The following is a 21891-nucleotide window of genomic DNA, read 5'->3' as shown; positions in this document are numbered from 1 at the left end:
AGTTAAATGACAAATCAGAGAATTGTGGTGTACTGGGAAAGTGGTGTTGGAGAAACCTATCTATATGGGTCAAAAATTGATTTTTTAAAGGAGGGCAGTGTTGATTTTAAAAATGATCGCTTTCCAAGCGGTACTAAGATTCATACGTGGCGATCAAAGGGAAACTATCAAGAAGATCGATCAAGTGTTCAATTACCGCTATTAGAAAAAAATAAAAAGTATGTGGTGAAACTAGATGCGATTTCATACCCTGAACAATCTGTTTATGTACAAATCATTTTTTTTAATCGATTTCACGACATTGTCGATCGAGTAATTGCGAAAAATGAAGAGCAAAAATTTTTGTATCCTGAAGCGGCGTATTATTATGAAATTTCTTTACTGAATGCAGGAATGACCCATTTAAAATTTTATAGTATATCAATCTCTGAAATCGATTTTCATAGTAAAATCACGTACGAGGAGGGAGGACTATTGTTATCTAATCACATATCTGCCGATGAAAACTCTACGACACTCAACATAGTATTTAGAGAGCCCGAGAAAGGTTTTGTATCATTTTTACCGTCGATAACTCAACAAAAATTAGGCGATTCAATTGAAATTGGAACGATTAGACAATTATCAGATATATATGTATCTCCTAAAAGTAGAGAAATCATTGAGGAATGGTTGAATGAAATTTATCTCCAATATAATATTGAAAATATAAATTGGATTGGGCATGGACCAGTTTCTAATCAGGCGGCACAAGTATATGCGGCGAAAAATGATTTTAAGTCGAAATTGTTTATTTCAGAAACATATGAAAATGAAAACGTTAGAGCACAACAACGTGTTATGGTTTATGAGGAATTGGGAACTATTAGTGAGGTGCAGATTAGTGACGTAATGGATATGGATTATGATAAGGTATTAGTGGATTGGGTTAACCACTTAACCAGTAAACAAAGTAATGGAGGTCTGAATGAGTAGGAAACGTTTAAAAAAAGTTAATAAGATACTATATCGTGTCAATCAGTATGCAGATACACTATCGAGAATGTCAGACCAACAATTACAAGGTCAGACAAAAAAATTTAGAGATAAAATAGCTCATGGCGATACTCTTGACAAAATTTTGCCGGAGGCGTTTGCCACTATCAGAGAGGCAGACAAGAGAATTTTAGGAAAATTTCCTTATGACGTTCAAGTATTGGGGGGAATCGTTTTACACCAAGGAAATATTGCAGAAATGAAAACAGGAGAGGGAAAGACACTCACCGCTACAATGCCAGTGTATCTCAATGCATTGACCGGACAAGGTGTAATGGTAATCACGACCAATAGTTATTTATCTAATCGAGATTATAATGAACTAAAGGAGGTCTACGAGTGGTTGGGGTTATCTGTCTCATCAGGGACACATGAAGATCCGAATCATAAATTCACAACAGAAGATAAGAAAAACATTTATAATTCGGATATTATCTATACAACTAATGATGTCTTAGGGTTTGATTATCTACAAGAAAATTTAGTTAGTCAAGCAAATGACCAATTTTTGAGGCCCTATAATTATGCCATTTTGGATGAAGTGGATTCGATTTTGCTCGATTCAGCACAAATGCCGTTAATTATTTCGGGAGCACCCAGAGTCCAATCAAATTTATTTAGTATTGCTAATCAATTTGTCAATACATTGATTATTAATGAAGATTTTGAAATGGACGATGAAAAAAAGCATGTTTGGCTAACTGATGTTGGTCTTTCACAAGCAAAACGCTTTTTTAATCGTAATAAGTTTTATTCTGCTGATAATTATATGCTTGTTAAGCATATTCAATTGGCTTTACATGCACGAACACTATTCAAATTGAATAGGGATTATGTGGTTGAGGACAATGAAGTAAAACTTTTAGATATTACAAACGGTCGTATTATGGTTGGAACAAAGTTACAATCAGGTCTGCATCAAGCGATAGAGGCCAAAGAGGGTTTGGAAATAACACAACAAATGAGGGCTGTGGCCTCTATAACCTATCAAAATCTATTTAGAATGTTTAAAAAATTATCTGGTATGACCGGAACTGGTCGATATGATGAAGAAGAGTTTATTCAGACCTACAATATGGCGGTTGTTGTTATTCCAACACACAAACCACTATTAAGAAAAGATTATCCAGATAAGGTATATACGACACTGCCAGAAAAATTATATGCTTCGATGGAATTAGTGATCAGATGCCATGAGCAAGGACAGCCTGTGTTGTTAACCACAGGTTCGGTGGAATTATCTGAAATATATTCTCAAATGCTATTAAAACAGGGGATAGCACATAATGTTTTGAACGCTAGAAATGTTGCCAAAGAAGCAGAGATTATTTCCGAAGCTGGCCAATTGGGAGCGGTCACTGTAGCAACTGTTATGGCTGGAAGAGGAACCGATATAAAGCTTGGCCGTGGTGTAGCTGAAAAGGGTGGATTAGCCGTTATTGGAACGGAGAGAATGACTAGCAAGCGTATTGATATGCAACTTAGAGGTCGAGCTGGACGACAGGGGGATCCTGGATTTAGTCAGTTTTTTGTGAGTTTAGAAGATGATATCGTTATTAATCGTGGATCTGAGAGGATGCACAAATATTATCAAGAACATATGAACGACTTCGACGTGCGAAACCCCAAGGAGCTCAAGAAAAGACGGTTCACTAGCGTTGTAAATAAAGCTCAAGCACGAGAAGAAAGTCAAGCACGTAGTGCTAGACAAAATGCATTAGAATTTGACGAAATATCGAGAATACAAAGAAACCTGATTTATGCTACTCGAAAACAATTATTGGAGGCGACCTCAGTATTTGACGACGAAATTATGAAAATTGCTGTACGAGTTGTTGATAATTTTTTAGACAGATCACATTTTATGACGCAGCAACATATAACACGGTTTATATTAGATAATCTTAACTACAATTTAAAGAAAAGTGAATTCATTGCGGGTTCTCGGAATAAAGAACAGATCAGAGATAAATTGATTGGTATGATAGTAAAATTACTGACAATTAAGTATCGAAATTTGAAATCCTATGAGGGAAGAAAAGTATTTCAACGAATTGCAATTTTGAAAGCTGTTGATACTTGTTGGATTGATCAGGTAGATCAATTGCAACAGCTAAAAAATATTGTTATTAATCGTCAATTTTCACAAAAGAATCCTATTTTTGAATATCAGAAAGAAGCAAGGAATTCATTTAAAGAAATGAAAAAGCAAGTAGACAAGGCTATTTTGAAAAACATCATGCTTAGTGATATTGACGTTTCGGATAATGGGAAAATGACTATTTCATTTCCATAATATGATAAGACACAAAGTATAAAGGGAGACATAATGAAAATACATATTACCAATCTTTATGGACAATCTAGCCGTAGCACAGCATTGATTGCTCAAAATATGGTAACAGATGTGGCAACTACTATGGGATTTAAAGAAATTGGCATTTATTCGTATCCGGTTCATACGGATAGTCCTAATGAATTAAACAAAAGAATCGATGGTATGTTTGCAGCTGTTGGATCTGATGACATTGTAATCGCTCAATTTCCAACATGGAATTCAATTGAATTTGATACAATGCTCATTGATAAACTATTATCATATAGGGATATTAAAGTTGCAATTTTTATTCACGATGTTGTACCGTTAATGTTTGAAAACAATTACTACTTAATGCCAAAATTTATTGAACTTTGTAATAAAGCTCAGGGACTAATTTTGCCAACGAGATCGATGTTTACACGTTTAGAAAAAGAGGGTCTTAAAACTAAAAAAATTGTTTTTCAGGGCCTTTGGGATCACTTATCAAAAGTTGACTACCATGAGCCAAACTATCAGAAAACCGTTAACTTTATTGGATCAGCGAGCCGATTTCCATTTGTGAAAGATTGGCATTTTGACACACGCTTGCAGTTTTTTGGTGATTTAGAAGAGTCTGATTCAATTAATAAAAGCAACATTGATTTGAAAGGCTGGATGTCAGATGACGAATTGATGTTGAATTTATCATCAGGATTTGGTCTGGTTTGGAGTGAAGAAATAGACAATCAGAAAGAAAGAACTTATTCTATGTATAATCTTTCTTATAAATTGAGTTCGTATCTTGCGGCTGGGTTGCCTATAATTGTGAACGAGGGGATTTCAACGCAAATGTTCTTGGAGAAAAATGGCATTGGGTTAGTTGCTAATTCTTTATCAGATGTGGATAGGATTGTTAAACAAACGTCAATTGAGGAGTATCAACAAATGGTTCGGAATGTGAAAAAAGTGAGTTATCTAATCAAAAATGGATATTTTACGAAAAAATTGTTAATCGATACTGTTTATAGGCTCTTAACTGAATAGAGGATGGGAGGCATATAATGACAATCTATAATTTCAATTTAGGAATCGGTTGGGCAAGTAGTGGCGTTGAATACGCACAGCTGTACCGTTCTCAGATATTTAGAAAAATTAATCAATCCGCCAAATTTATTTTTTTAGATTTTATTGGGGCGGATAATATCCAGCATTTGACAGAAAACATTGGATTTTATGATGAAGATGTTATTTGGATATATCAATATTTTACAGATATGCCCATTGAGCCAACAACATATGCTGCCCAACAGTTGGAGAGCACTTTTGATATGCCATATTCTCGTATAGAGGATCAAGATACATATCGTAGATACTTTTTTGATGACAATGATAGGATTGTTACTGCTTACAAAGCAAAAAAAAATCATAATGCCATCGAACGAGTAGAATTTGTTGCTGGTGGTAAATTAATTCGAAAAGATTTTTTTACTTCAAAACGTTTATTTTCTGAATATTATGCGCCACACGATAATCGTGCGTACTTATATGAACGGCACTTTTTTAATCGGGATGGATCACTAGCCTATGAAGAGATTGTTGATGGAGATCAAGATCTTTTCCGCATTAATGATCAGTTGATTTATGGGAAGTCAGAACTAGTAGCATATTTTATAAAGTGCTTAAAGTTACAAGAAGATGATATGGTGATTGTTGATAGGGCAACCGGTGTTGGGCAAGCTATTTTTGAAAATGTTGTTCCAGCAAAATTAGCTGTGGCTATTCATGCGGAACACTTTAACCCAGTTCATACAAATGATCATCATATATTGTGGAACAATTTTTACGAGTATCAGTTTGATGAAGCCCAGCATGTTGACCTATTTATCACAGCGACTCAAAAGCAAAAGAATGTTTTAGAGGGACACTTTCGTAAGTATACCAGTTTCCAACCTAAAATAGAGTCCATTCCGGTAGGTAACCTTGAACACTTGATTTATCCAGAAAAGCCGAGAGGGAATCACACACTCATTACAGCCTCTAGACTAGCAGCCGAGAAACATGTTGACTGGTTGGTAAAAGCTGTTGTGGTAGCTCGTCAAGAAATTCCAGATATAAAATTTGATATTTATGGAAGTGGAGGTGAAAAAAATAAAATCGAAAAAATAATTCAGGACAATTCAGCTGAAAAGTATATTGTATTAAGGGGCCATGCTAAGTTGGATAATATTTATAAGCAGTATTCGGCCTACGTGTCTGCCTCAACGAGTGAAGGATTTGGTTTAACACTTATGGAAGCAGTTGGTTCAGGATTATCTCTAGTAGGTTTTGATGTTCCTTATGGTAATCAAACCTTTATAAGTGAAGGAGAAAATGGTTATTTGGTACCATATCATAGTGAAGAGCCCGAACAAAAAATTATTAATGAATTATCGGAAAGAATAGTAAAACTTTTTATGAATGATGAAAACACAAAGTTTCATGCAGAATCCTACCTCAGGGCATCGAAATATCTTGTCAGTGAGGTAAGTTTATTGTGGGATCGAGTTATTAAGGAGGTTATCAATGATTAATTTGTTTGATAATTATGGACAGAAGACGAGAGACTTACATCATTCTTTAATGGCGTCAGGTTATAACAATAAGACCATTATCGTAAACGAGGATGGTTTTTTGCCTAAACGTGTTACTTCTCCTTACGCTTTTTATATTCATTTATACGAAGATGATTTTAACCCAACTTATTTTAACCAAATTGTCAAACCAGACTATTGGGAAATTCGTGGGACTAATTTAGAATCTGGAGTATATGACAAAAATATGAGGCGGGCCAATGTAATTTACACCTCGAACTTAAATAGTCAGCGTATAGTATCACGAGTTGAATGGTTAGATGGTAATAATGGCATTCGTAGTGTTGATCATTATGGAATTTCAGGCTGGCGTTTTGCTCAAACTAGTTATAATATCAAACATCAGAAAATCATGACTACGTACTACACCAAAGATAAAAAAGAAGTTATAGTTGAAAATTACCAAACCAAAAATATTATTCTTAATCAGGATGGGAAGGTGATTGTTTTTAAGTCCAAAAGTGATTTTGTAGCATTTTTTATTAAGAGTGTTGGCTATAACGATGACCATGTTTTATACAATTCGCTGTCTGTCCCTTTTCTAGTAACTTATGCTGGAGATATTTCGAAAAAGGATTGGTTATTTTGGCAAGAAGACATCGATAGTAATGGAGAATTACCTGGTAATATGGTTGCTTTGCTCACTGATATCAGAAAAGATAGTTTGGTAATATTCCAAGATAAGCGTCAGTACGATCAAGCCGTTAATCAGCATCCAGAATATAAGGAAAAAATTTTGCATATTGGTAACGTGTATCCAATTACCAAACATCATAGGGACAAAACATCTCGAGCTCTAATATTAACGAATTCTGATCATATAGAAAAATTAGATCAACTTGTAAGTGCGTTACCAGAAGTTGAATTTCATATCGCTGCACTAACAGAAATGTCCGATAAGTTAATGGATTTTGGAAAAATAAAAAATGTTGTACTTCACCCAAATGTTTCAAATGATTTAGTAGATAGGCTTAGAAAAATTTGCGCTATATATTTAGATATTAACCACGGGTCGGAGATAATGGCTGCCACTAGACAAGCATTTCTTAACAATCAATTAATTTTGTCGTTCACAGAAACCAGTCATGGCTTGTTCACGGTCGATAATAATAAGTTTAATAGTGAGGATGTGAGAAACATGATTAGTTTGATGAACGATGTATCAGAAAATATTACATCATATGAACAAAAAATTATTGAACAACACCAATATAATAATCAGACGGATATCAGTAGTTTTAGAAATGCAATCAATAGTAACTTGTGAAGGGGTTAAAGCGTATATGAATGAAAAAAAAGATAGTATGCAAGAAATTATAGATGGAAGGCTCAGTAATATTAGAAATGATGGGCGTCGGAACGATGAGAAAAGCAATAATTGGCTGCAATTTATTGTAGCGGTGATGATGAGTGTGGGAGTGATTGCTGGATTAATCGTAATATTGATACAACAATTTGATAAATAGTAAATGTCAAATGTCAAAAAATAATAAACAGACGTAATGATTAGTGGGAATAATGTACTAAGAAGTCAATAAAAATAGTCCAATTTATTGACTTATTAGCAACTAGGAGAAAATAATGCAAGATAAAAGTATATTTTTGGATGGGAAGAAAATAAAAGATAGACGGATACTGTTGAAAATGTCACAATCTGATCTTGCCAAAAATATAACAACGCAGGCAACAATTTCTTTAATGGAGAATCAAAATAGAGTTCCCAACATCGTTATCCTTTTGGAAATATTAAGTCGATTAAACTTGGAATTTACTGATATTGGTTCTAACAATTCAGATGAACAAGAAATCGAAACTTTATTTACAAGACATCTAATTCATGAGGAGATTAAAAATCCTGTTTCATTTCAATTTGAACAACAAAAAATAAAAAGTGGAAACAAAACTGATTTTTATGAACATATAATCCGTGCTCTTGATCACTTTTATAATAAAAATCCGGATTATTATAAGGCATTAGAAAACTTAAAATTAGCTGCACAAGAATCCCAATTTAAAAGTATAAGTAAATTAAATCAATATGTCATCTATCAATACTTGGCATTGTGCCAAAACGGTCTGGGATGCGTTAAGGCAGCTAGAAATTATTTCGACGAAATGCTTGCTAATGAACCTAACACAAGTGTCATTTCAGATGAACAGTGTAGATGTATTTTGAAAGTTAGAAGTAATTATATTGACTTTTTGGTTGAAAATGGTGAATATCAACTGAGTGAATACTATATTAAAGAATCTCTTGTTTTATGCAAACATAGATATACGATTTACTTAGTTTCTAATTTCTATCGTCAGTGGGCTAACATACAAAAGAATACTGGAAAAAATGATTTATTTCTAAAATATATGTTTCGTGCAGATAATGTGGATACATTTTTAGCACTGTAATTGTACTAGTTAATGCATGCAATTGGCCATATACATGATAAGTAATAGACTATGATTCTTTTTTCATGAACATACTTTTAATATAATTAACGGTTCTGGGAGATATATCAAAGGCGATTGCAGTATCTTTAATTGTGTGACGATTAGCATATTCAAAGATAGCCATATTACGGCTGTCTTTTTTTCGCTTTGGTCTACCTTCCCTATAATTAGGATTATGTTGTTTTGCAAAAACTTTACCGGCCTGAGTTCTTTCGATAATCATGTCACGCTCCATCTCAGCAACCGATAATAAGGTTCTGACAATCATACGACCCATTGGGGTATTATCAATGGTACCTAAGTTTAATACCTTAATTATAATTCTTTCTTTCAGGAGATCATCAATTAAATTTAATGCTTCACGTGTATTACGAGCAAAGCGATCTAACTTGGTGACGATCAATGTGTCATTGGGTTCAATTAGGTTGACGAGTTTTTCAAATTGTGGTCGTGATGTAGTGGTGCCCGAATATTTTTCACTGAAAATTATGTCAGCTCCTGATGTTTTTAGAGTCTCCTTTTGTTCATTCAGAGATTGTCCAGCAGTAGATACTCTAGCATATCCATATATCGTCATATTTCACCTCATAAAATTGCATAACTAAATTGCAGCGTGTAAATACAAGTATATCATGTCATAAAAAAAGCGCAAATTACTTAACATTTAATTGCATAAGAATTGAATAAAAATTTTTGTATCATACTAGAAGCAGTTTGTTAATTGAGTATCGTTGACAAATTATCTTTATATCATTAGTTACAATTTATTTTCATTAAGTAACAAAGATTACTATCTGTTTACATTACTCGAAAAAAAAAGCATTGTAAAAAAAAAGTGGTAATCTTATACAGACAAGTAAATGAGGATTTTTTCATGATTGTAGATTTGCACAGCCATCTATTGCCAAATATTGACGATGGATCGAAATCATATAGAGCTTCTATTCGTATGGCTAAAGAGGCGGTTGATGACGGTATTAGAGCTGCATTGATGACGCCTCATCATATGAATGGGCATTATGTGAATCATAAACCAGACGTTATTCGGTTAACTGAAGAATTTCAAAGTCACTTGGATAATAATCATATTCCATTGCAAGTTTTCCCCTCACAAGAAGTTAGGATAAACGGTGATTTACTTCACGCTTTAGATAATGATGACATTTTGTTCGCCGATGAGTCTAATCGTTACTTATTGTTAGAGTTTCCTGATGATGATGTGCCTACTTACAGCACAGATATGATTTTTCAAATCATGCAGCGTGGTATTACGGTCGAAATTGCTCATCCAGAAAGAAATACCAAAATTATGTCAACACCAAGGATTCTATTTGATTTAATCGAAGCGGGGGCGTTGGCTCAGGTAACTGCTAGTTCTTATGTAGGAACATTCGGTAAAAAAGTTGAGAAATTTGCTGAGCAAATTCTTAGTCATAATCTAGCGCATGTTTTTGTGTCTGACGCCCATGATTTGCCTAACCGTAGTTATGAATTAGCTGAAGCAATGGTTAAAGTTGAAAAGCAGTTAGGTAAAGAGTATCAGCAATTGTTGGAGAGCAATGCTGAAGCTATTTTAGATGGTAATGATGTCACAACACTTTTACCAGAGCCCATTGTGAAAAGAAAGTTTTTTAGTAAATTTTAGAGAAGAGAGAGATTGAAGAACCATGAATAACGTTCTTGAACTGCGCCAATTATGGCATATCATTCAAAAGCATTTTTTTGCGCTTATTTTTATGGCTATTATTGGCGCTTGTGCTGGCTATGGTGTGGCTAAATTTGTTATTGCGCCAACATATAGTGCATCAACTAGTATGCTAGTTAACCGATCAACTGATGATATGAGTACTGCCACAGCTAACTTGTCTGATCAACAGGCGGATGTCCAGCTGATCAATACATATAAGAATTTAATTATTTCAAGCAATGTATTAGGCGCTGTTTCTGATAAATTAGAAAATCCAGCACCAATTGTTGTCCAAAAGGCTAAAGATGCTGTCTATGACACACTTGCTGATGGCACACGACGCTTAGTCACACCGGCCCAAAAAGAAATCACCAAGCCTTCTAACAAAACAAAGTACCAGCTTTCAGTTGATGAATTGAAAAGTATGGTCACGATTTCTAGTCAACAAAATTCACAAGTATTTTCAATTAATGTTAAGTCAAAAGACCCCAAATTAGCCGCAGACGTAGCTAATGAAGTGGCTGATGTCTTTAAAGACAAAATCGGTGGCTTTATGAAAATTAATAACGTGTCAATTATAGATTCAGCCAAAGCCAACAAGAAGCCAGTCTCACCAAATACTAAGTTGTTCACATTGGCTGGATTAGTAGTTATTGGCGGATTAACTTTCCTTTATATGCTGATTAAAGAATTGGCAGACACGACGATTAAGTCTCCAGATGAAGTCTCACAATTATTTGGTATGACTAACTTAGGTGTTATCGGTCATGTTAAGCCAGTCAAAAACTTCAGTATGGCACCTTCAAGTAGTGCTGCAGTTAAGGTAAACCAGAGTAATGGGACACAACGATCACGTTTGAGTCGTTTAGATCGGGAATAAAGGGGAGGAGATAATTATGAGTTTTTTTAAGAAACAATCAAGTGTCGGTAAAGATGGTTTGTCTGTTGAAACAATGACTAAGGGCGCTAGATTGATTACAGCGGCTGAACCAAAGAACCCTGTATCAGAACAGTTTCGTACTTTGCGCACTAATATTGAGTTTGCTGCAGTATCTAGAGGCGAAATTAAAACATTATTAATCTCCTCGGCATTGCCATCTGAAGGCAAGTCCACAGTAACTTCAAACTTAGCGATTGTCTATGCACAGCAAGGAAAGAAAGTATTATTAGTTGACGCTGATTTGCGACGCCCTACTGTGGCAGTTTCCTTTGGCTTAAATCGTAATTCAGCTGGTTTAACGAATTACTTAGGCGATAATCATAAAGAAATCAGCGATGTTGTTCATCGTACGGCGATGGATAATTTGGATGTGGTAACATCAGGACCAATTCCACCTAACCCGGCTGAATTATTGGGTTCGGGTAGAATGACTGAATTGGTGACGCAGCTCAAGTCACAATATGATCTGATTATCTTTGATGTACCGCCATTTTTGATGGTAACAGATGCACAGGTTCTCATGTCTAAAGTTGATGGTGTAGCTATCGTGATTAATGGTGGTAAAACTAATAAAGGCGCCCTTCAACGAACGAACGAAATGTTGAAAATTGCTGAGGCGCCAGTATTAGGATTTATTTATAATGATCAAAGTCGTAGAAAGAAAGGGAGTTCAGGATACGGCTATGGTTATGGATACGGTTACGGTTATGGGGGAAACAAAAACTAAGTAGCATAAAGTAGTAAGAGATTTGAGGAGAGAATAAATTGAGAGTGCAAAATATATTCATTCGAATATTGGATTTGATTGGATCATTACTTGGCTTACTTGTTTCAGTAATTCCTGTTATTTTGATTGCCATTCAAGTTAAAAAGGATGGTGGCCCTATTTTCTTTAAGCAAGAGAGAATTGGTAAAGGTGGTGAGCCATTCATGATGTGGAAAATACGCTCAATGGTCACTAATGCGGAGGAAATTCGTCAAGATTTGTTAGAACAAAGTGACGTTGACGGTATGTTTAAAATGAAAGAAGACCCTCGGGTGACAAAAATAGGCAAATTTATCCGTAGACACTCGTTGGATGAATTACCTCAATTTTGGAATGTATTAAAAGGTGATATGTCTTTAGTCGGTACACGTCCAGCGCTTCGGGAAGAAGTCGAAAAATACCCAAAACGCGCAATGCTTAGGCTTAATGTTAAGCCTGGTATTACTGGGCTATGGCAGGTCAGTGGGAGAAGTAATGTTGATTTTGATACAATGATTGACTTGGATTTAAAGTATATTGCTAATCAAAGCCTTTGGGGAGATATTGTGATTCTGTGCAAAACAGTTCTATTGATGTTCCCAAGTGAAAAGACTGGAGCTTATTAAAATGAAGCATATTTATATTATTGGATCTAAAGGTATACCGGCCAGATATGGTGGCTATGAAACGTTTGTTGAGAAATTAACTGCGGGTCAAGAATCACCCGACATTACGTATCATGTAGCTTCTCGCCGAGATAATACCGAACTAAGCCAAGAAAATGATGTCTTTGAATACAATGGTGCGGAGATTTTTTCAATTGATGTTCCTAGTATTGGTCCAGCACAAGCGATAGCATACGATATAAAAGCACTCCAGTGGGCAATTCAAAATGCTAAAGACATTGAAGCAAAGGCGCCAATATTTTACATTTTAGCGGCACGCATCGGGCCTTTCATTGGAAGGTATGTCAAGCAAATTCATGCGCTTGGTGGTACATATTTAATTAATCCAGACGGACATGAGTGGAAACGCGCCAAATGGCCATTACCAGTTAGAAAGTACTGGAAAGTGTCTGAAAAAGGTATGATTAAACATGCTGATTTGGTGGTGTGTGATAACCGTAAAATAGAAGAATATATTCAAGAGGAGTATGGGGCATTTAAACCTGATACAACTTTTATAGCTTATGGCACAGATACTACGCCTTCGTCGTTGAATAAAAATGATGCCATTGTTGAAAACTGGTTTCATGAAAAAAACATACAACAAAATAATTATTATTTAATTGTTGGTCGTTTTGTACCTGAGAATAATTATGAAACAATGATTCGTGAATTTATGAAGTCTGATTCTCAAAAAGATTTGGTGATTGTCACTAACGTTGAAAAAAATAAGTTCTATCAGAAGTTACTACAAATAACTTCCTTTAATCAAGATAAGCGTATCAAGTTTGTTGGCACGGTGTATGACCAACCGTTACTTCGCTACATTCGAGAAAATGCATTTGCTTATATTCATGGACACGAAGTCGGCGGAACAAACCCTAGCCTTTTGGAATCATTGTCCAGTACACAGCTGAACTTGCTTGTTGATGTTGGTTTTAATCGAGATGTTGCCCATGATGCAGCTATTTATTGGACAAAGGAAGACGGTCATTTGGCACGTGCGATTGATGCAGCTGATCATTATACTGAAGAGCAATTATTTAATAATGGAAAGACGGCTAAGCAAATCATTGCTAGAGAATATACTTGGCAAAAAATAATTGCTAAATATGAAATGGTGTTCGAATAAATCAATGAAAATATTACATTATGCTTTAGGATTTCCGCCCGAAAGAACAGGTGGACTGGTAAAGTACTCGTTAGACTTAATGAATGAACAAATAAATCAGGGACATGAAGTAGTCATGGTTTTTCCTGGTCGAGTAAATTTTTTAAAACGAGAACCTTATTTTAAATTTGGTAAACGTCAAAATATTCCCTATGCGGAATTAGTTAATTCTTTGCCACTTCCGTTAATTGGTAATATAAAAAATCCGCAAGATTTTATGAAACATACAGATTCTAAAGTATTTATTAATCTTTTAGAGTCAGAGAAACCAGATGTTATACATATTCATACATTGATGGGTTTATATGGCGAGTTTTTAGAAGAGGCTAAGAAACATAATATCAAGATAGTTTTTACAACGCACGATTATTTTGGCATTTCGCCCCATCCCAAAATGTATTTAGATGGTCATGATTTTGTTGAAGACAAGAAGTATGATATATGGAATAATATACGTTCATATGGAAGTAGAACTATTAAACTAAGAATTAATCAGTTAAGCATATATCCAGCTCTACGTACCTTGATAAAAAAGTTGAAGAAATCATCTGCATTAGTGGATGATTTACCTGTACAAACTTGCTGGTCAACTGAAGTCGATTCAGGCTTTCAAGAGCTGAAAAAATATTATCTAAGTATGTTGAAATGTGTTAATATTGTTCATTTTAACAGTAGCGTTTCAAAAAAAGTTTATGAGCAGTTTCTACCAAATATGACGTGGAAAACTGTAACGCTTTCAATATCCAGTAATAATATTGAAAGATCAGGTGAGGTTTTACTATTAAACAAAAAAATTAATTCAATTGCATATATTGGTCCTTATACTGAAGAAAAAGGTTTTTTTAAATTTTTAGAATTTGTAAAAGTATTTGAATTAGAAAATCCTAATATGTCTTTTTTTGTGATGGGTGATAACTCTAGTGTAGATATTGGAAAAGTAACTGACTTAGGAAGATATGACCAGGTTTCTTTTAAAAAATATATGAATAAAATTGATTTAGTAATTTTACCTAGTCAATGGCATGAAACTTTTGGCTTGATAGCTATTGAGGCATTATCAACGGGAACTAAGGTGGCTGTTGCTAGTAAAATGGGAGCGTCGGATATTGTTCCTAATTGGTTGCAGTTTGATGATATGCGTAATATTAATTCTGAATGTATTGAAAACAAAGAAACATTAATAAATATATTATCACCAGAAGAACATTTCGAAAAAGTTAGTAAGTTATATGTTAGTTTATCTAGTTAATTACAGCTAAATATATTTATAGATTATTCAGATTGAAAAGCAATTTGGGTTTATAAATAATGGACTTAAATTAAAAATTAATAAAAACTTAGGAGAAATATGTATTGGCCATGAAAAAAATACTACTATTCGGCGCCACACCTTTTCAAGGTGGAATTGAAACATTTATAATGAATATTTGCAAGGTTATGAACTATGATAATGAAATTTATATCTATAATTTCAGTAATCAGAAAATTGCCTATCAAGATATATTGACTAAAAAATTTGGTGTGAAGGTTCTTCAGGTTGCAAATGTAGGAGGCAAATTGGGACATTTTTCACGGAAAATTCAATACAAGCAATTTTTCAAAAAATTTAAATTTGACATAGTGCATGTAAATGCCAATTCTCCGTCAAATTATGATTTTGCGTTAGCTGCACTTACAAGTGGCGCAAAAGTTATATATCATTCACATAATGACAGTGCAGAATCATTTGTTATGGATAAAAAATATAAAAATTTAATTTCACAAGTGCGTTCCTTTCAAAGGAAAAGATTGTCCAGCTTAGATGTTAAAAGGGTTGCCGTTAGTGATAACGCAGCAAAATGGATGTTTGACAATAATCAGGATGTTCAGATTATACCTAATGGTGTTGATTTTGACAAAGTAAAGTTTTCTAGTGAAAAAAGGGTAGATGGCAGATCGATGTTACATATTTTAACGAGCGATACCACATTACTGGTCGCTTCAAGATTAACAGCACAAAAAAATATTGGTAAGTCCCTTTCAATTGCAAAATTAGCGATTGAGAAGGATGTTGCTCAGCATTTAATTATTGTTGGAGACGGCGAAGAAATGCCATTGATCAAGGAAACTGTAAATTATTATCCTCAAGATATTAAACAGAAAATTCATGTTCTAGGTGCCCAAAGTGATATGCAACTTTGGTATAGTGTTGGTGATATCTTGTTAATGCCTTCAATCTATGAAGGATTACCCTATTCTGTTTTAGAAGCGCAAGCTAATGGCTTATCAATACTTGCTTCTAATGCTATTCCACAACAAGCAGTAATTACTGAAAACCTCATTAGTTTTATGGATGTACAGGAGAATGATGAGATGTGGGTTCAAAATATGCAATTATCCGTGGATAGACAGAAAAGAAAAGAGTATGTACAGGTAGCAAATCAAAGTAGATATTCTCTAAAAAATTTTGAAAGCATTATGGATAATCTTTATGAAACAGTATAAACAATTACATCAAGATGACACATATATGACGTGTCCGTCAATATATGTTATTGTCGTAACATTCAATCCAAGGGTTATGGATTTATTTAATAATTTAAGCAAATTTTGTGCAAGTGTTAATAAAGTTTTTCTAGTTGATAATTCCGATGATTCTTTAATTTGTGAACAGATTAAATCAAAGGCTAAAAATCATAGCAATATTTTTTATCGACGGTTAGAAAGTAATAATGGAATTGGATCTGCCCAAAATGAGGCCGTTCGTTATCTCATCGATAATAAATATGGTGATGATGATTTATTGTTGTTTTTTGATCAAGACAGTTATATAGAAAAAAAGCAACTGTTGAATCTAGCAAATCATTTAATTTTAGAAAAAAAGAAGAATAGGAAGGTTATTATGTTAGGAGCAACAACAAATTCTTCTGATTCTGAAATTGGAACGACGATTGCTTCTCATATAATTAGTTCAGGATCTATTGTCAGTTTGGGTGATTTTAAAAAAGTGGGTTACTTTGATGAAGAACTTTTTATTGACTTTATAGATTTTGCATGGTGCTGGAAAGCACAAACGCTCGGTTATCAGGTAATGATGGATCATGATGTGTTTCTACATCATCAAACTACTGGTCAATTAAGGACTATACTTGGTAAAGGAATTGATAATCCAGATCGTCTGTATTATGTGTATAGAAATTTAATTGTTTCACTTAAAAGGTATAGCCCATCCTTTTCGTTTAGTTTTGGTTGGTACCGCCATTTATTCATGAAGGCAGTTTTTCAAATAGTGGTTGCTGAAAGCAAGAAAAAACGCACTGTAATGATAGTAAAAGGTATCTGGCATGGTATGAATGATGTAACTGGAAAATATAAATAGTTTTTTAGTAGAATTACATGCACTGGTAATATGTTAACAAATATTCGTTGTGAAAGTGGCTTTATAAGTAGTAATTTTACTCGATAGACTACTCGGTTTGGAAGCGTAGAGTGTCGATTAATTCAACGTAGTATACTTAACTGTGGTCTGTTCATTATCAAATTTTTTTGATAACACAAATCTAATACTTGTTCCTCCCTAAAGTTTTTTGAGATTATTATTAGAAAGTGAGAAAAAAGTGAGTATTGTCAATGTTTTAATGTCAACATATAATGGAGAAAAATACGTTAAGCAACAGATAGATTCTATTCTAAACCAAAGAGATGTCAAAGTTTTCTTAACAGTTCGCGATGACGGCTCGACCGACAAGACGGTTTCAATTTTAACGGAATATAACCAATTGGCTAATGTTAGTGTAACAGTTGGTGAAAATGTGGGATTCAGAGAAAGCTTCATTTCTTTGTATTCTAACTTGCGTAAAGAAGATGCCGATTATTACGCTTTTTCTGATCAAGATGATGAATGGCTACCAGAAAAGTTAATGCAGGCGGTTGAAATGTTGAGTAACAAAAGTGCTAATCTTCCCACACTATACATAAGCGATAGATATATTGCTAATGAGGATTTGTCTAAAGTGACTGGAAAGGTTTATGATAATTATCCACCATATAATTGGAACGCTACTCCTATTTCAAGATTTGTTGACTCAAGGGGCGCTGGATGTGTACAGGTGTGGAATAAAGCAGGACAAAATTTATTAGAACAGTATATTCCGTATAATATAACTCATGATGAATGGGTTACAGCTGTATTTACTTTTATGGGAAAAGTAGTGTATGACAAACGCGCCTTTATAAATTATAGAAGGCATATTAATAATGTTTCTGGCACGACCAACACTGAAGGACCATTGAATTTTTTTCAAAAAGTAAAACTTTTAGTTAATAAATTAGCTAAAAAACAATTTTCTCAGAATATGGATTACAGAGCTCAGCTATTATTAAAAGGGTACCGGGAACAATTATCGGAGAATGACATAAAAAGTTTAACAGCATTTTCAGAATACAAACATAGTTTTTCCAAGAAATTATACATCTTGTTCTCAAAAAAAATAAAGGTTACTTCTTCAGAAGCACCTATCAACTATCAATTAATGAAGATTTTAATGCTATTTACTAATGGATTATAAGAGTAAGGATAACCTAAAATTGGAATATGTAATGAGCTTGAAAGAGATCAAGCAACGTGAACTAGATATCTTATTGTATGTAAAGAAAATTTGTGATGATAATGGTTTGAATTATTTTTTACATGGAGGAACATTAATTGGTGCATTACGACATCAAGGGTTTATTCCTTGGGATGATGACATCGATATATGTATGCCAAGAGAGGATTACGAGAGATTTTTAAACATAGACAAAAATATGTCCAATCAATATTCTTCACTAAGTATAGAAAATGATGAAAATTATTATTATGCGTTTTCTAAAGTGACCGATAGGCAAACAACTATTAAGGACAGCAATGAAAAAACACACTATGGTGTTTTTATTGATGTTTTTCCTATAGACAATGTTCCTCAAAGCTGTTTTAAGAAAAACATTTATTTCTTACGAGCTTATGTCTATAAACGTATATTAATGCATCTTAATGAAAAAGAAGTCAAGAAGGATGGCAACGTTTTAAAGATAGTTTTAAGGCAGTTTGTCAAGCTGTTTAATCATAAAAAAATTATCAAGAGTTTTAATGAGCATATTATTAAGGTACCAAGAGGATTACAAGTTTCTACTATTACAACAGGGTCACAGTGGGACATATCGTATCAAAGAGAATGGTTTGATGGCAAAGTTACTGTCACTTTTGAAGGGCATGATTTTCCAGCTCCAATAGGATATGATAGCTTATTACATAAATACTTTGGTGAATATATGGTTGTCCCACCGAAAGAAAAACAAGTGGCGCATGGGTACACTTATGTGGCGCTTAACAAAGAAAGTAAGGAGTAACGATGAAGTGTGATAACGTAGTACTAATATTTGCTGGCGGAGTGGGTTCAAGAATGAACAATGGTTCACTACCTAAGCAATTTTTAGAAGTGGAAAGTAAGCCTATAATTATACACACATTGGAAATATTTGAAAGAAGTCAAGATATTGACGGAATATTTATTTCAATTACTCCAGGATGGAAAAACTTTTTGGACAAATTGACTAAAAAGTATAATTTACAAAAAGTAGTTAAAATAGTTGAGGGAGGCGAAACAAGTCAAATTTCTCAATTCAACGCTTTAAAAGCAATGGCAGAATTTGTAAATGATCAAACCACTGTGCTGATACATGATGGCGTTCGCCCTTTAATTGATAATGAAGTCATAAAAAACAACATTAACAGTGTAAGAAAGCATGGTAACGCCATCACAGTCAAAAAAGCGATAGAAACAGTTATTACTGTAACTAATGATAATCAGGTCGACCAAGTGCTGAATCGTGATGATTATAGAATGGCCGTTGCGCCTCAAAGCTATCATTATAAAGATATTTTTTCTGCTCACAGTAAAGCTGCAGAATCAGGGAAAGTTGATTTTGTTGATTCTGCACAATTAATGCAGAGTTTTGGAACAAAACTTTTTTATGTTGACGGAACAACTAACAATATAAAAATAACAACTCCGATTGATTATTATATCTTCAAAGGTATTTTAGAAGCAAGAAGAGTGAATCAAATTTTTTAGACGACTGTTAGGAGTGAGAGAGATAATGCTAGAAAATTTAGAAATAAACTTGATTGTAAAAAAAGAGTTAAGTCAGTTAGTCAATAAACATAAAAAGTTATTCGATAAGTTTGACAATAAAACGGTTGCGATTTCTGGTGCCACTGGGCTAATTGGTGGACAAATGGTATTATCTTTTGCTTTATATAATCAATTGTATGGTAAGAATGTCAATATCATTGCTTTGATTAGAAACAATGAAAAAGCAAAGAATCTTTTCGGAAAGTTATATTCATCAATCAGTTTTATAGAAGCAGATGTTCGTGAAATCACTAAAATTGAACATTCCATTGACATTATATTTCACACAGCAGCTGTAACGCAATCTAGTTTTATGGTAGAGTATCCGGTTGATACACTGGATATTATGTACCAAGGCACAAAGCGGTTACTCGAAATTGCACGTCAGCATCGCAGTCAGTTTGTATACATCTCATCAATGGAAGCATTTGGAATAACTGATCCTAATAAATCAATCATAAAAGAAGAAGATATAGGATACATAGATTTAACTAGCATTAGAAGCACCTATTCTGAAGGGAAAAGGGTTTGTGAGCTTTTAACAACGGCATACGCAGCACAATATAATTTAAAAACTCATAATGTGAGGCTTGCGCAATCATTTGGTCCTGGTTCAGATAGAAATGATAATAGAGTTTTCTCGTATTTTGCAAATAGCGCATTGCAAAACAAGGATATTACTATTAAGTCTTCAGGGAAAAGTATGGGTAACTATGTTGATATAAGAGATGCAATTACGGCGATTTTGGTCGTAAGCCAGCAGGGCGAAGTAGGTAAAACATACACGGCTGTGAATGAGGATTCTACCATGTCAATAGATGAATTAGCTCTGTTAGTTTCTACACGTTTTTCAAGTAAAAAATCTAAAGTGATTATTGAAAATAATGAAATTGAAAAACAAAAATTTGCTCCAGATACAACAATGAAGTTAAGTAGTAAGAAGTTGAGGACAATTGGTTGGCATCCAGATTATACAATCACTAATATGTTTGATGATATGATTAGTAGTTGGAGATAAATAGCGAGGTTACTATGAAAATTAGTTTTGTATTACCTAATAATTCGGATCATCCTATTGGTGGATATAAAGTTATTTACGAGTATGCAAATATGTTTGCGTCTAATGGAGATGACGTAACAATAAATTTCACTCTATATGATAGGGTGCCAAATAAGTGTGTTGGTCTGCGAGGTGTGTTAGGCAAAATAAAACGCAATATTTTGTATCATGTTGGCATTCTTGTTGAATCAAAAGAAAAGGTAACATGGTTTAATTTGGATAGTCGTATTAAACTTAACTTCGTTTTACCCCAAGAAAAGTATTTTCCAGACAGTGATATTGTTATTGCTACAGCATGGACAACAGCCTATACAGTAAATAAATTATCCTCAAGAAAAGGAACAAAAGTTTATTTTATTCAACATGATGAGCGAATATTTGGACCAGCTGAATTTGTTAAGCCAACATGGTCATTTGACATGAAGCGCATAGTAGTAGCCAGTTGGTTAAAAGAAATGTTGCAAAATGAATTAGGTGTTAAGGCTGAGGTTGTTAAGAACTTTGTTAATAGTGAAGAGTTTGATATATCAAATAGTTTGACTAATAGAAAACATGTTGTAAGTATGCTAAATCACGATAATCCTTTCAAAGGAACAGCAGAAGGTATTGAAGTGTTAAAAAAGGTACATGATAAGATACCAGATTTAGAAGTAAAACTTTTTGGCACCCCACATGTGCCTGAAAATCTCCCAGAATATTTTTCTTACACCCAAAATGCGACATCAAAACAATTAAAGGATTTATATAATCAATCAGCGATATACTTGTTTCCTAGCCGTATAGAAGGATGGGGATTAACTGCTACTGAAGCTATGATGTGCGGCGCAGCACTTGTTAGTTCAAAGAATGGGGGAGTTAATGATTTTGGAATCAACCAACAAACAGCTCTTTTGTCTGAAGTTGGTGATAAGGAACAAATGTCTAAAGATATTATTAGCCTATTAGACGATAACTATAAAAGAATTACCATGGCTGAAAATGGTTACAATTTAGTTAAGAAACTTTCAAAGGAAGTATCTTTTTACAAATTAAACTCAATTTTTGAAGATTGGAAGTAATATA

At 33.9% G+C, this 21891-nt stretch carries 21 protein-coding genes; 20 read left to right on the top strand and 1 reads right to left on the bottom strand.

Going from position 1 to position 21891, the window contains the following annotated elements; genetic code table 11:
• The first annotated feature begins 6 nt into the window (after window positions 1-6).
• The 7 genes from asp3 (at window position 7) to IEU65_RS09510 (ending at window position 8367) form a co-directional block, all read left to right on the top strand.
• Window positions 7-975, top strand: a complete 969-nt coding sequence (gene asp3, locus IEU65_RS09540) for an accessory Sec system protein Asp3 (protein WP_010292187.1) — start codon at window positions 7-9, stop codon at window positions 973-975.
• Complete coding sequence (gene secA2, locus IEU65_RS09535; RefSeq protein ID WP_168441461.1) at window positions 968-3331, top strand: accessory Sec system translocase SecA2; 2364 nt, start codon at window positions 968-970, stop codon at window positions 3329-3331. The genes asp3 and secA2 overlap by 8 nt, the downstream gene beginning before the upstream one ends.
• A gap of 33 nt (window positions 3332-3364) precedes the next feature.
• On the top strand, window positions 3365-4378 hold the full coding sequence (locus IEU65_RS09530; protein WP_010292183.1) for a sugar transferase: 1014 nt from the start codon (window positions 3365-3367) through the stop codon (window positions 4376-4378).
• A gap of 17 nt (window positions 4379-4395) precedes the next feature.
• On the top strand, window positions 4396-5904 hold the full coding sequence (gene gtfA / locus IEU65_RS09525) for an accessory Sec system glycosyltransferase GtfA (RefSeq protein WP_010292180.1): 1509 nt from the start codon (window positions 4396-4398) through the stop codon (window positions 5902-5904).
• On the top strand, window positions 5897-7231 hold the full coding sequence (gene gtfB / locus IEU65_RS09520; RefSeq protein ID WP_010292178.1) for an accessory Sec system glycosylation chaperone GtfB: 1335 nt from the start codon (window positions 5897-5899) through the stop codon (window positions 7229-7231). Before gtfA ends, gtfB begins: the two co-directional genes overlap by 8 nt.
• Window positions 7232-7247: 16 nt before the next feature.
• Complete coding sequence (locus IEU65_RS09515; RefSeq protein WP_031941291.1) at window positions 7248-7430, top strand: hypothetical protein; 183 nt, start codon at window positions 7248-7250, stop codon at window positions 7428-7430.
• Between the two features lie 115 nt (window positions 7431-7545).
• The gene (locus IEU65_RS09510) at window positions 7546-8367 is read left to right on the top strand and encodes a helix-turn-helix transcriptional regulator (RefSeq protein ID WP_010292175.1); all 822 of its coding nucleotides are present in this window, start codon (window positions 7546-7548) and stop codon (window positions 8365-8367) included.
• A gap of 49 nt (window positions 8368-8416) precedes the next feature.
• On the opposite strand, the gene IEU65_RS09505 is transcribed toward IEU65_RS09510, so the two are convergent.
• Window positions 8417-8986 carry a recombinase family protein gene (locus IEU65_RS09505; protein ID WP_010292173.1) on the bottom strand — a complete coding sequence of 190 codons (570 nt, stop codon included), beginning with the start codon at window positions 8984-8986 and terminating at the stop codon, window positions 8417-8419.
• Window positions 8987-9283: 297 nt separating this feature from the next.
• Here IEU65_RS09505 and IEU65_RS09500 point away from each other — a divergent pair, with 297 nt between their 5' ends.
• The 13 genes from IEU65_RS09500 to IEU65_RS09440 all read left to right on the top strand — a co-directional run bounded on the left by IEU65_RS09500 (window position 9284) and on the right by IEU65_RS09440 (window position 21887).
• Window positions 9284-10054 carry a tyrosine-protein phosphatase gene (locus IEU65_RS09500; RefSeq protein WP_010292170.1) on the top strand — a complete coding sequence of 257 codons (771 nt, stop codon included), beginning with the start codon at window positions 9284-9286 and terminating at the stop codon, window positions 10052-10054.
• 22 nt (window positions 10055-10076) lie between these two features.
• The gene (locus tag IEU65_RS09495) at window positions 10077-10976 is read left to right on the top strand and encodes a YveK family protein (RefSeq protein WP_010292168.1); all 900 of its coding nucleotides are present in this window, start codon (window positions 10077-10079) and stop codon (window positions 10974-10976) included.
• 16 nt (window positions 10977-10992) lie between these two features.
• Window positions 10993-11763 carry a CpsD/CapB family tyrosine-protein kinase gene (locus tag IEU65_RS09490; RefSeq protein WP_010292166.1) on the top strand — a complete coding sequence of 257 codons (771 nt, stop codon included), beginning with the start codon at window positions 10993-10995 and terminating at the stop codon, window positions 11761-11763.
• A gap of 38 nt (window positions 11764-11801) precedes the next feature.
• Window positions 11802-12407 carry a sugar transferase gene (locus tag IEU65_RS09485; protein WP_031941289.1) on the top strand — a complete coding sequence of 202 codons (606 nt, stop codon included), beginning with the start codon at window positions 11802-11804 and terminating at the stop codon, window positions 12405-12407.
• A gap of 1 nt (window position 12408) precedes the next feature.
• Window positions 12409-13578: a beta 1-4 rhamnosyltransferase Cps2T gene (gene cps2T, locus IEU65_RS09480; protein WP_010292161.1), complete on the top strand. Its 1170-nt coding sequence runs from the start codon at window positions 12409-12411 to the stop codon at window positions 13576-13578.
• 4 nt (window positions 13579-13582) lie between these two features.
• Entirely contained in the window at window positions 13583-14866 is a 1284-nt protein-coding gene (locus IEU65_RS09475; protein ID WP_031941288.1) for a glycosyltransferase, read from the top strand.
• Window positions 14867-14976: 110 nt separating this feature from the next.
• The gene (locus tag IEU65_RS09470) at window positions 14977-16101 is read left to right on the top strand and encodes a glycosyltransferase (RefSeq protein ID WP_010292157.1); all 1125 of its coding nucleotides are present in this window, start codon (window positions 14977-14979) and stop codon (window positions 16099-16101) included.
• Entirely contained in the window at window positions 16088-16975 is an 888-nt protein-coding gene (locus tag IEU65_RS09465) for a glycosyltransferase (protein ID WP_010292155.1), read from the top strand. The genes IEU65_RS09470 and IEU65_RS09465 overlap by 14 nt, the downstream gene beginning before the upstream one ends.
• A gap of 238 nt (window positions 16976-17213) precedes the next feature.
• Window positions 17214-18164 carry a glycosyltransferase gene (locus IEU65_RS09460; protein ID WP_010292154.1) on the top strand — a complete coding sequence of 317 codons (951 nt, stop codon included), beginning with the start codon at window positions 17214-17216 and terminating at the stop codon, window positions 18162-18164.
• 31 nt (window positions 18165-18195) lie between these two features.
• Entirely contained in the window at window positions 18196-18984 is a 789-nt protein-coding gene (locus IEU65_RS09455; RefSeq protein WP_168441462.1) for a LicD family protein, read from the top strand.
• Window positions 18985-18986: 2 nt separating this feature from the next.
• Window positions 18987-19709 carry an IspD/TarI family cytidylyltransferase gene (locus tag IEU65_RS09450; protein ID WP_031941286.1) on the top strand — a complete coding sequence of 241 codons (723 nt, stop codon included), beginning with the start codon at window positions 18987-18989 and terminating at the stop codon, window positions 19707-19709.
• A 25-nt stretch (window positions 19710-19734) separates the two neighbouring features.
• A complete protein-coding gene (locus tag IEU65_RS09445; protein ID WP_010292147.1) occupies window positions 19735-20787 on the top strand; it encodes an NAD-dependent epimerase/dehydratase family protein in 1053 nt (350 codons plus the stop codon).
• A 14-nt stretch (window positions 20788-20801) separates the two neighbouring features.
• A complete protein-coding gene (locus tag IEU65_RS09440; protein ID WP_010292145.1) occupies window positions 20802-21887 on the top strand; it encodes a glycosyltransferase family 4 protein in 1086 nt (361 codons plus the stop codon).
• Window positions 21888-21891 lie beyond the last annotated feature (4 nt).

The organism is Leuconostoc pseudomesenteroides KCTC 3652 (assembly GCF_014634745.1).
GTDB classification, from domain to species: domain Bacteria; phylum Bacillota; class Bacilli; order Lactobacillales; family Lactobacillaceae; genus Leuconostoc; species Leuconostoc pseudomesenteroides.
Note: the sequence above shows the minus strand (reverse complement) of the source record. Positions and strands in the feature narration are given on the sequence as shown.

Coding starts and splice junctions, on each gene's coding strand:
- asp3 (WP_010292187.1), top strand. CDS start 7: ATGACAAATCAGAGAATTGTGGTGTACTGGGAAAGTGGTGTTGGAGAA.
- secA2 (WP_168441461.1), top strand. CDS start 968: ATGAGTAGGAAACGTTTAAAAAAAGTTAATAAGATACTATATCGTGTC.
- IEU65_RS09530 (WP_010292183.1), top strand. CDS start 3,365: ATGAAAATACATATTACCAATCTTTATGGACAATCTAGCCGTAGCACA.
- gtfA (WP_010292180.1), top strand. CDS start 4,396: ATGACAATCTATAATTTCAATTTAGGAATCGGTTGGGCAAGTAGTGGC.
- gtfB (WP_010292178.1), top strand. CDS start 5,897: ATGATTAATTTGTTTGATAATTATGGACAGAAGACGAGAGACTTACAT.
- IEU65_RS09515 (WP_031941291.1), top strand. CDS start 7,248: ATGAATGAAAAAAAAGATAGTATGCAAGAAATTATAGATGGAAGGCTC.
- IEU65_RS09510 (WP_010292175.1), top strand. CDS start 7,546: ATGCAAGATAAAAGTATATTTTTGGATGGGAAGAAAATAAAAGATAGA.
- IEU65_RS09505 (WP_010292173.1), bottom strand. CDS start 8,986: ATGACGATATATGGATATGCTAGAGTATCTACTGCTGGACAATCTCTG.
- IEU65_RS09500 (WP_010292170.1), top strand. CDS start 9,284: ATGATTGTAGATTTGCACAGCCATCTATTGCCAAATATTGACGATGGA.
- IEU65_RS09495 (WP_010292168.1), top strand. CDS start 10,077: ATGAATAACGTTCTTGAACTGCGCCAATTATGGCATATCATTCAAAAG.
- IEU65_RS09490 (WP_010292166.1), top strand. CDS start 10,993: ATGAGTTTTTTTAAGAAACAATCAAGTGTCGGTAAAGATGGTTTGTCT.
- cps2T (WP_010292161.1), top strand. CDS start 12,409: ATGAAGCATATTTATATTATTGGATCTAAAGGTATACCGGCCAGATAT.
- IEU65_RS09475 (WP_031941288.1), top strand. CDS start 13,583: ATGAAAATATTACATTATGCTTTAGGATTTCCGCCCGAAAGAACAGGT.
- IEU65_RS09470 (WP_010292157.1), top strand. CDS start 14,977: ATGAAAAAAATACTACTATTCGGCGCCACACCTTTTCAAGGTGGAATT.
- IEU65_RS09465 (WP_010292155.1), top strand. CDS start 16,088: ATGAAACAGTATAAACAATTACATCAAGATGACACATATATGACGTGT.
- IEU65_RS09455 (WP_168441462.1), top strand. CDS start 18,196: ATGAGCTTGAAAGAGATCAAGCAACGTGAACTAGATATCTTATTGTAT.
- IEU65_RS09450 (WP_031941286.1), top strand. CDS start 18,987: ATGAAGTGTGATAACGTAGTACTAATATTTGCTGGCGGAGTGGGTTCA.
- IEU65_RS09445 (WP_010292147.1), top strand. CDS start 19,735: ATGCTAGAAAATTTAGAAATAAACTTGATTGTAAAAAAAGAGTTAAGT.
- IEU65_RS09440 (WP_010292145.1), top strand. CDS start 20,802: ATGAAAATTAGTTTTGTATTACCTAATAATTCGGATCATCCTATTGGT.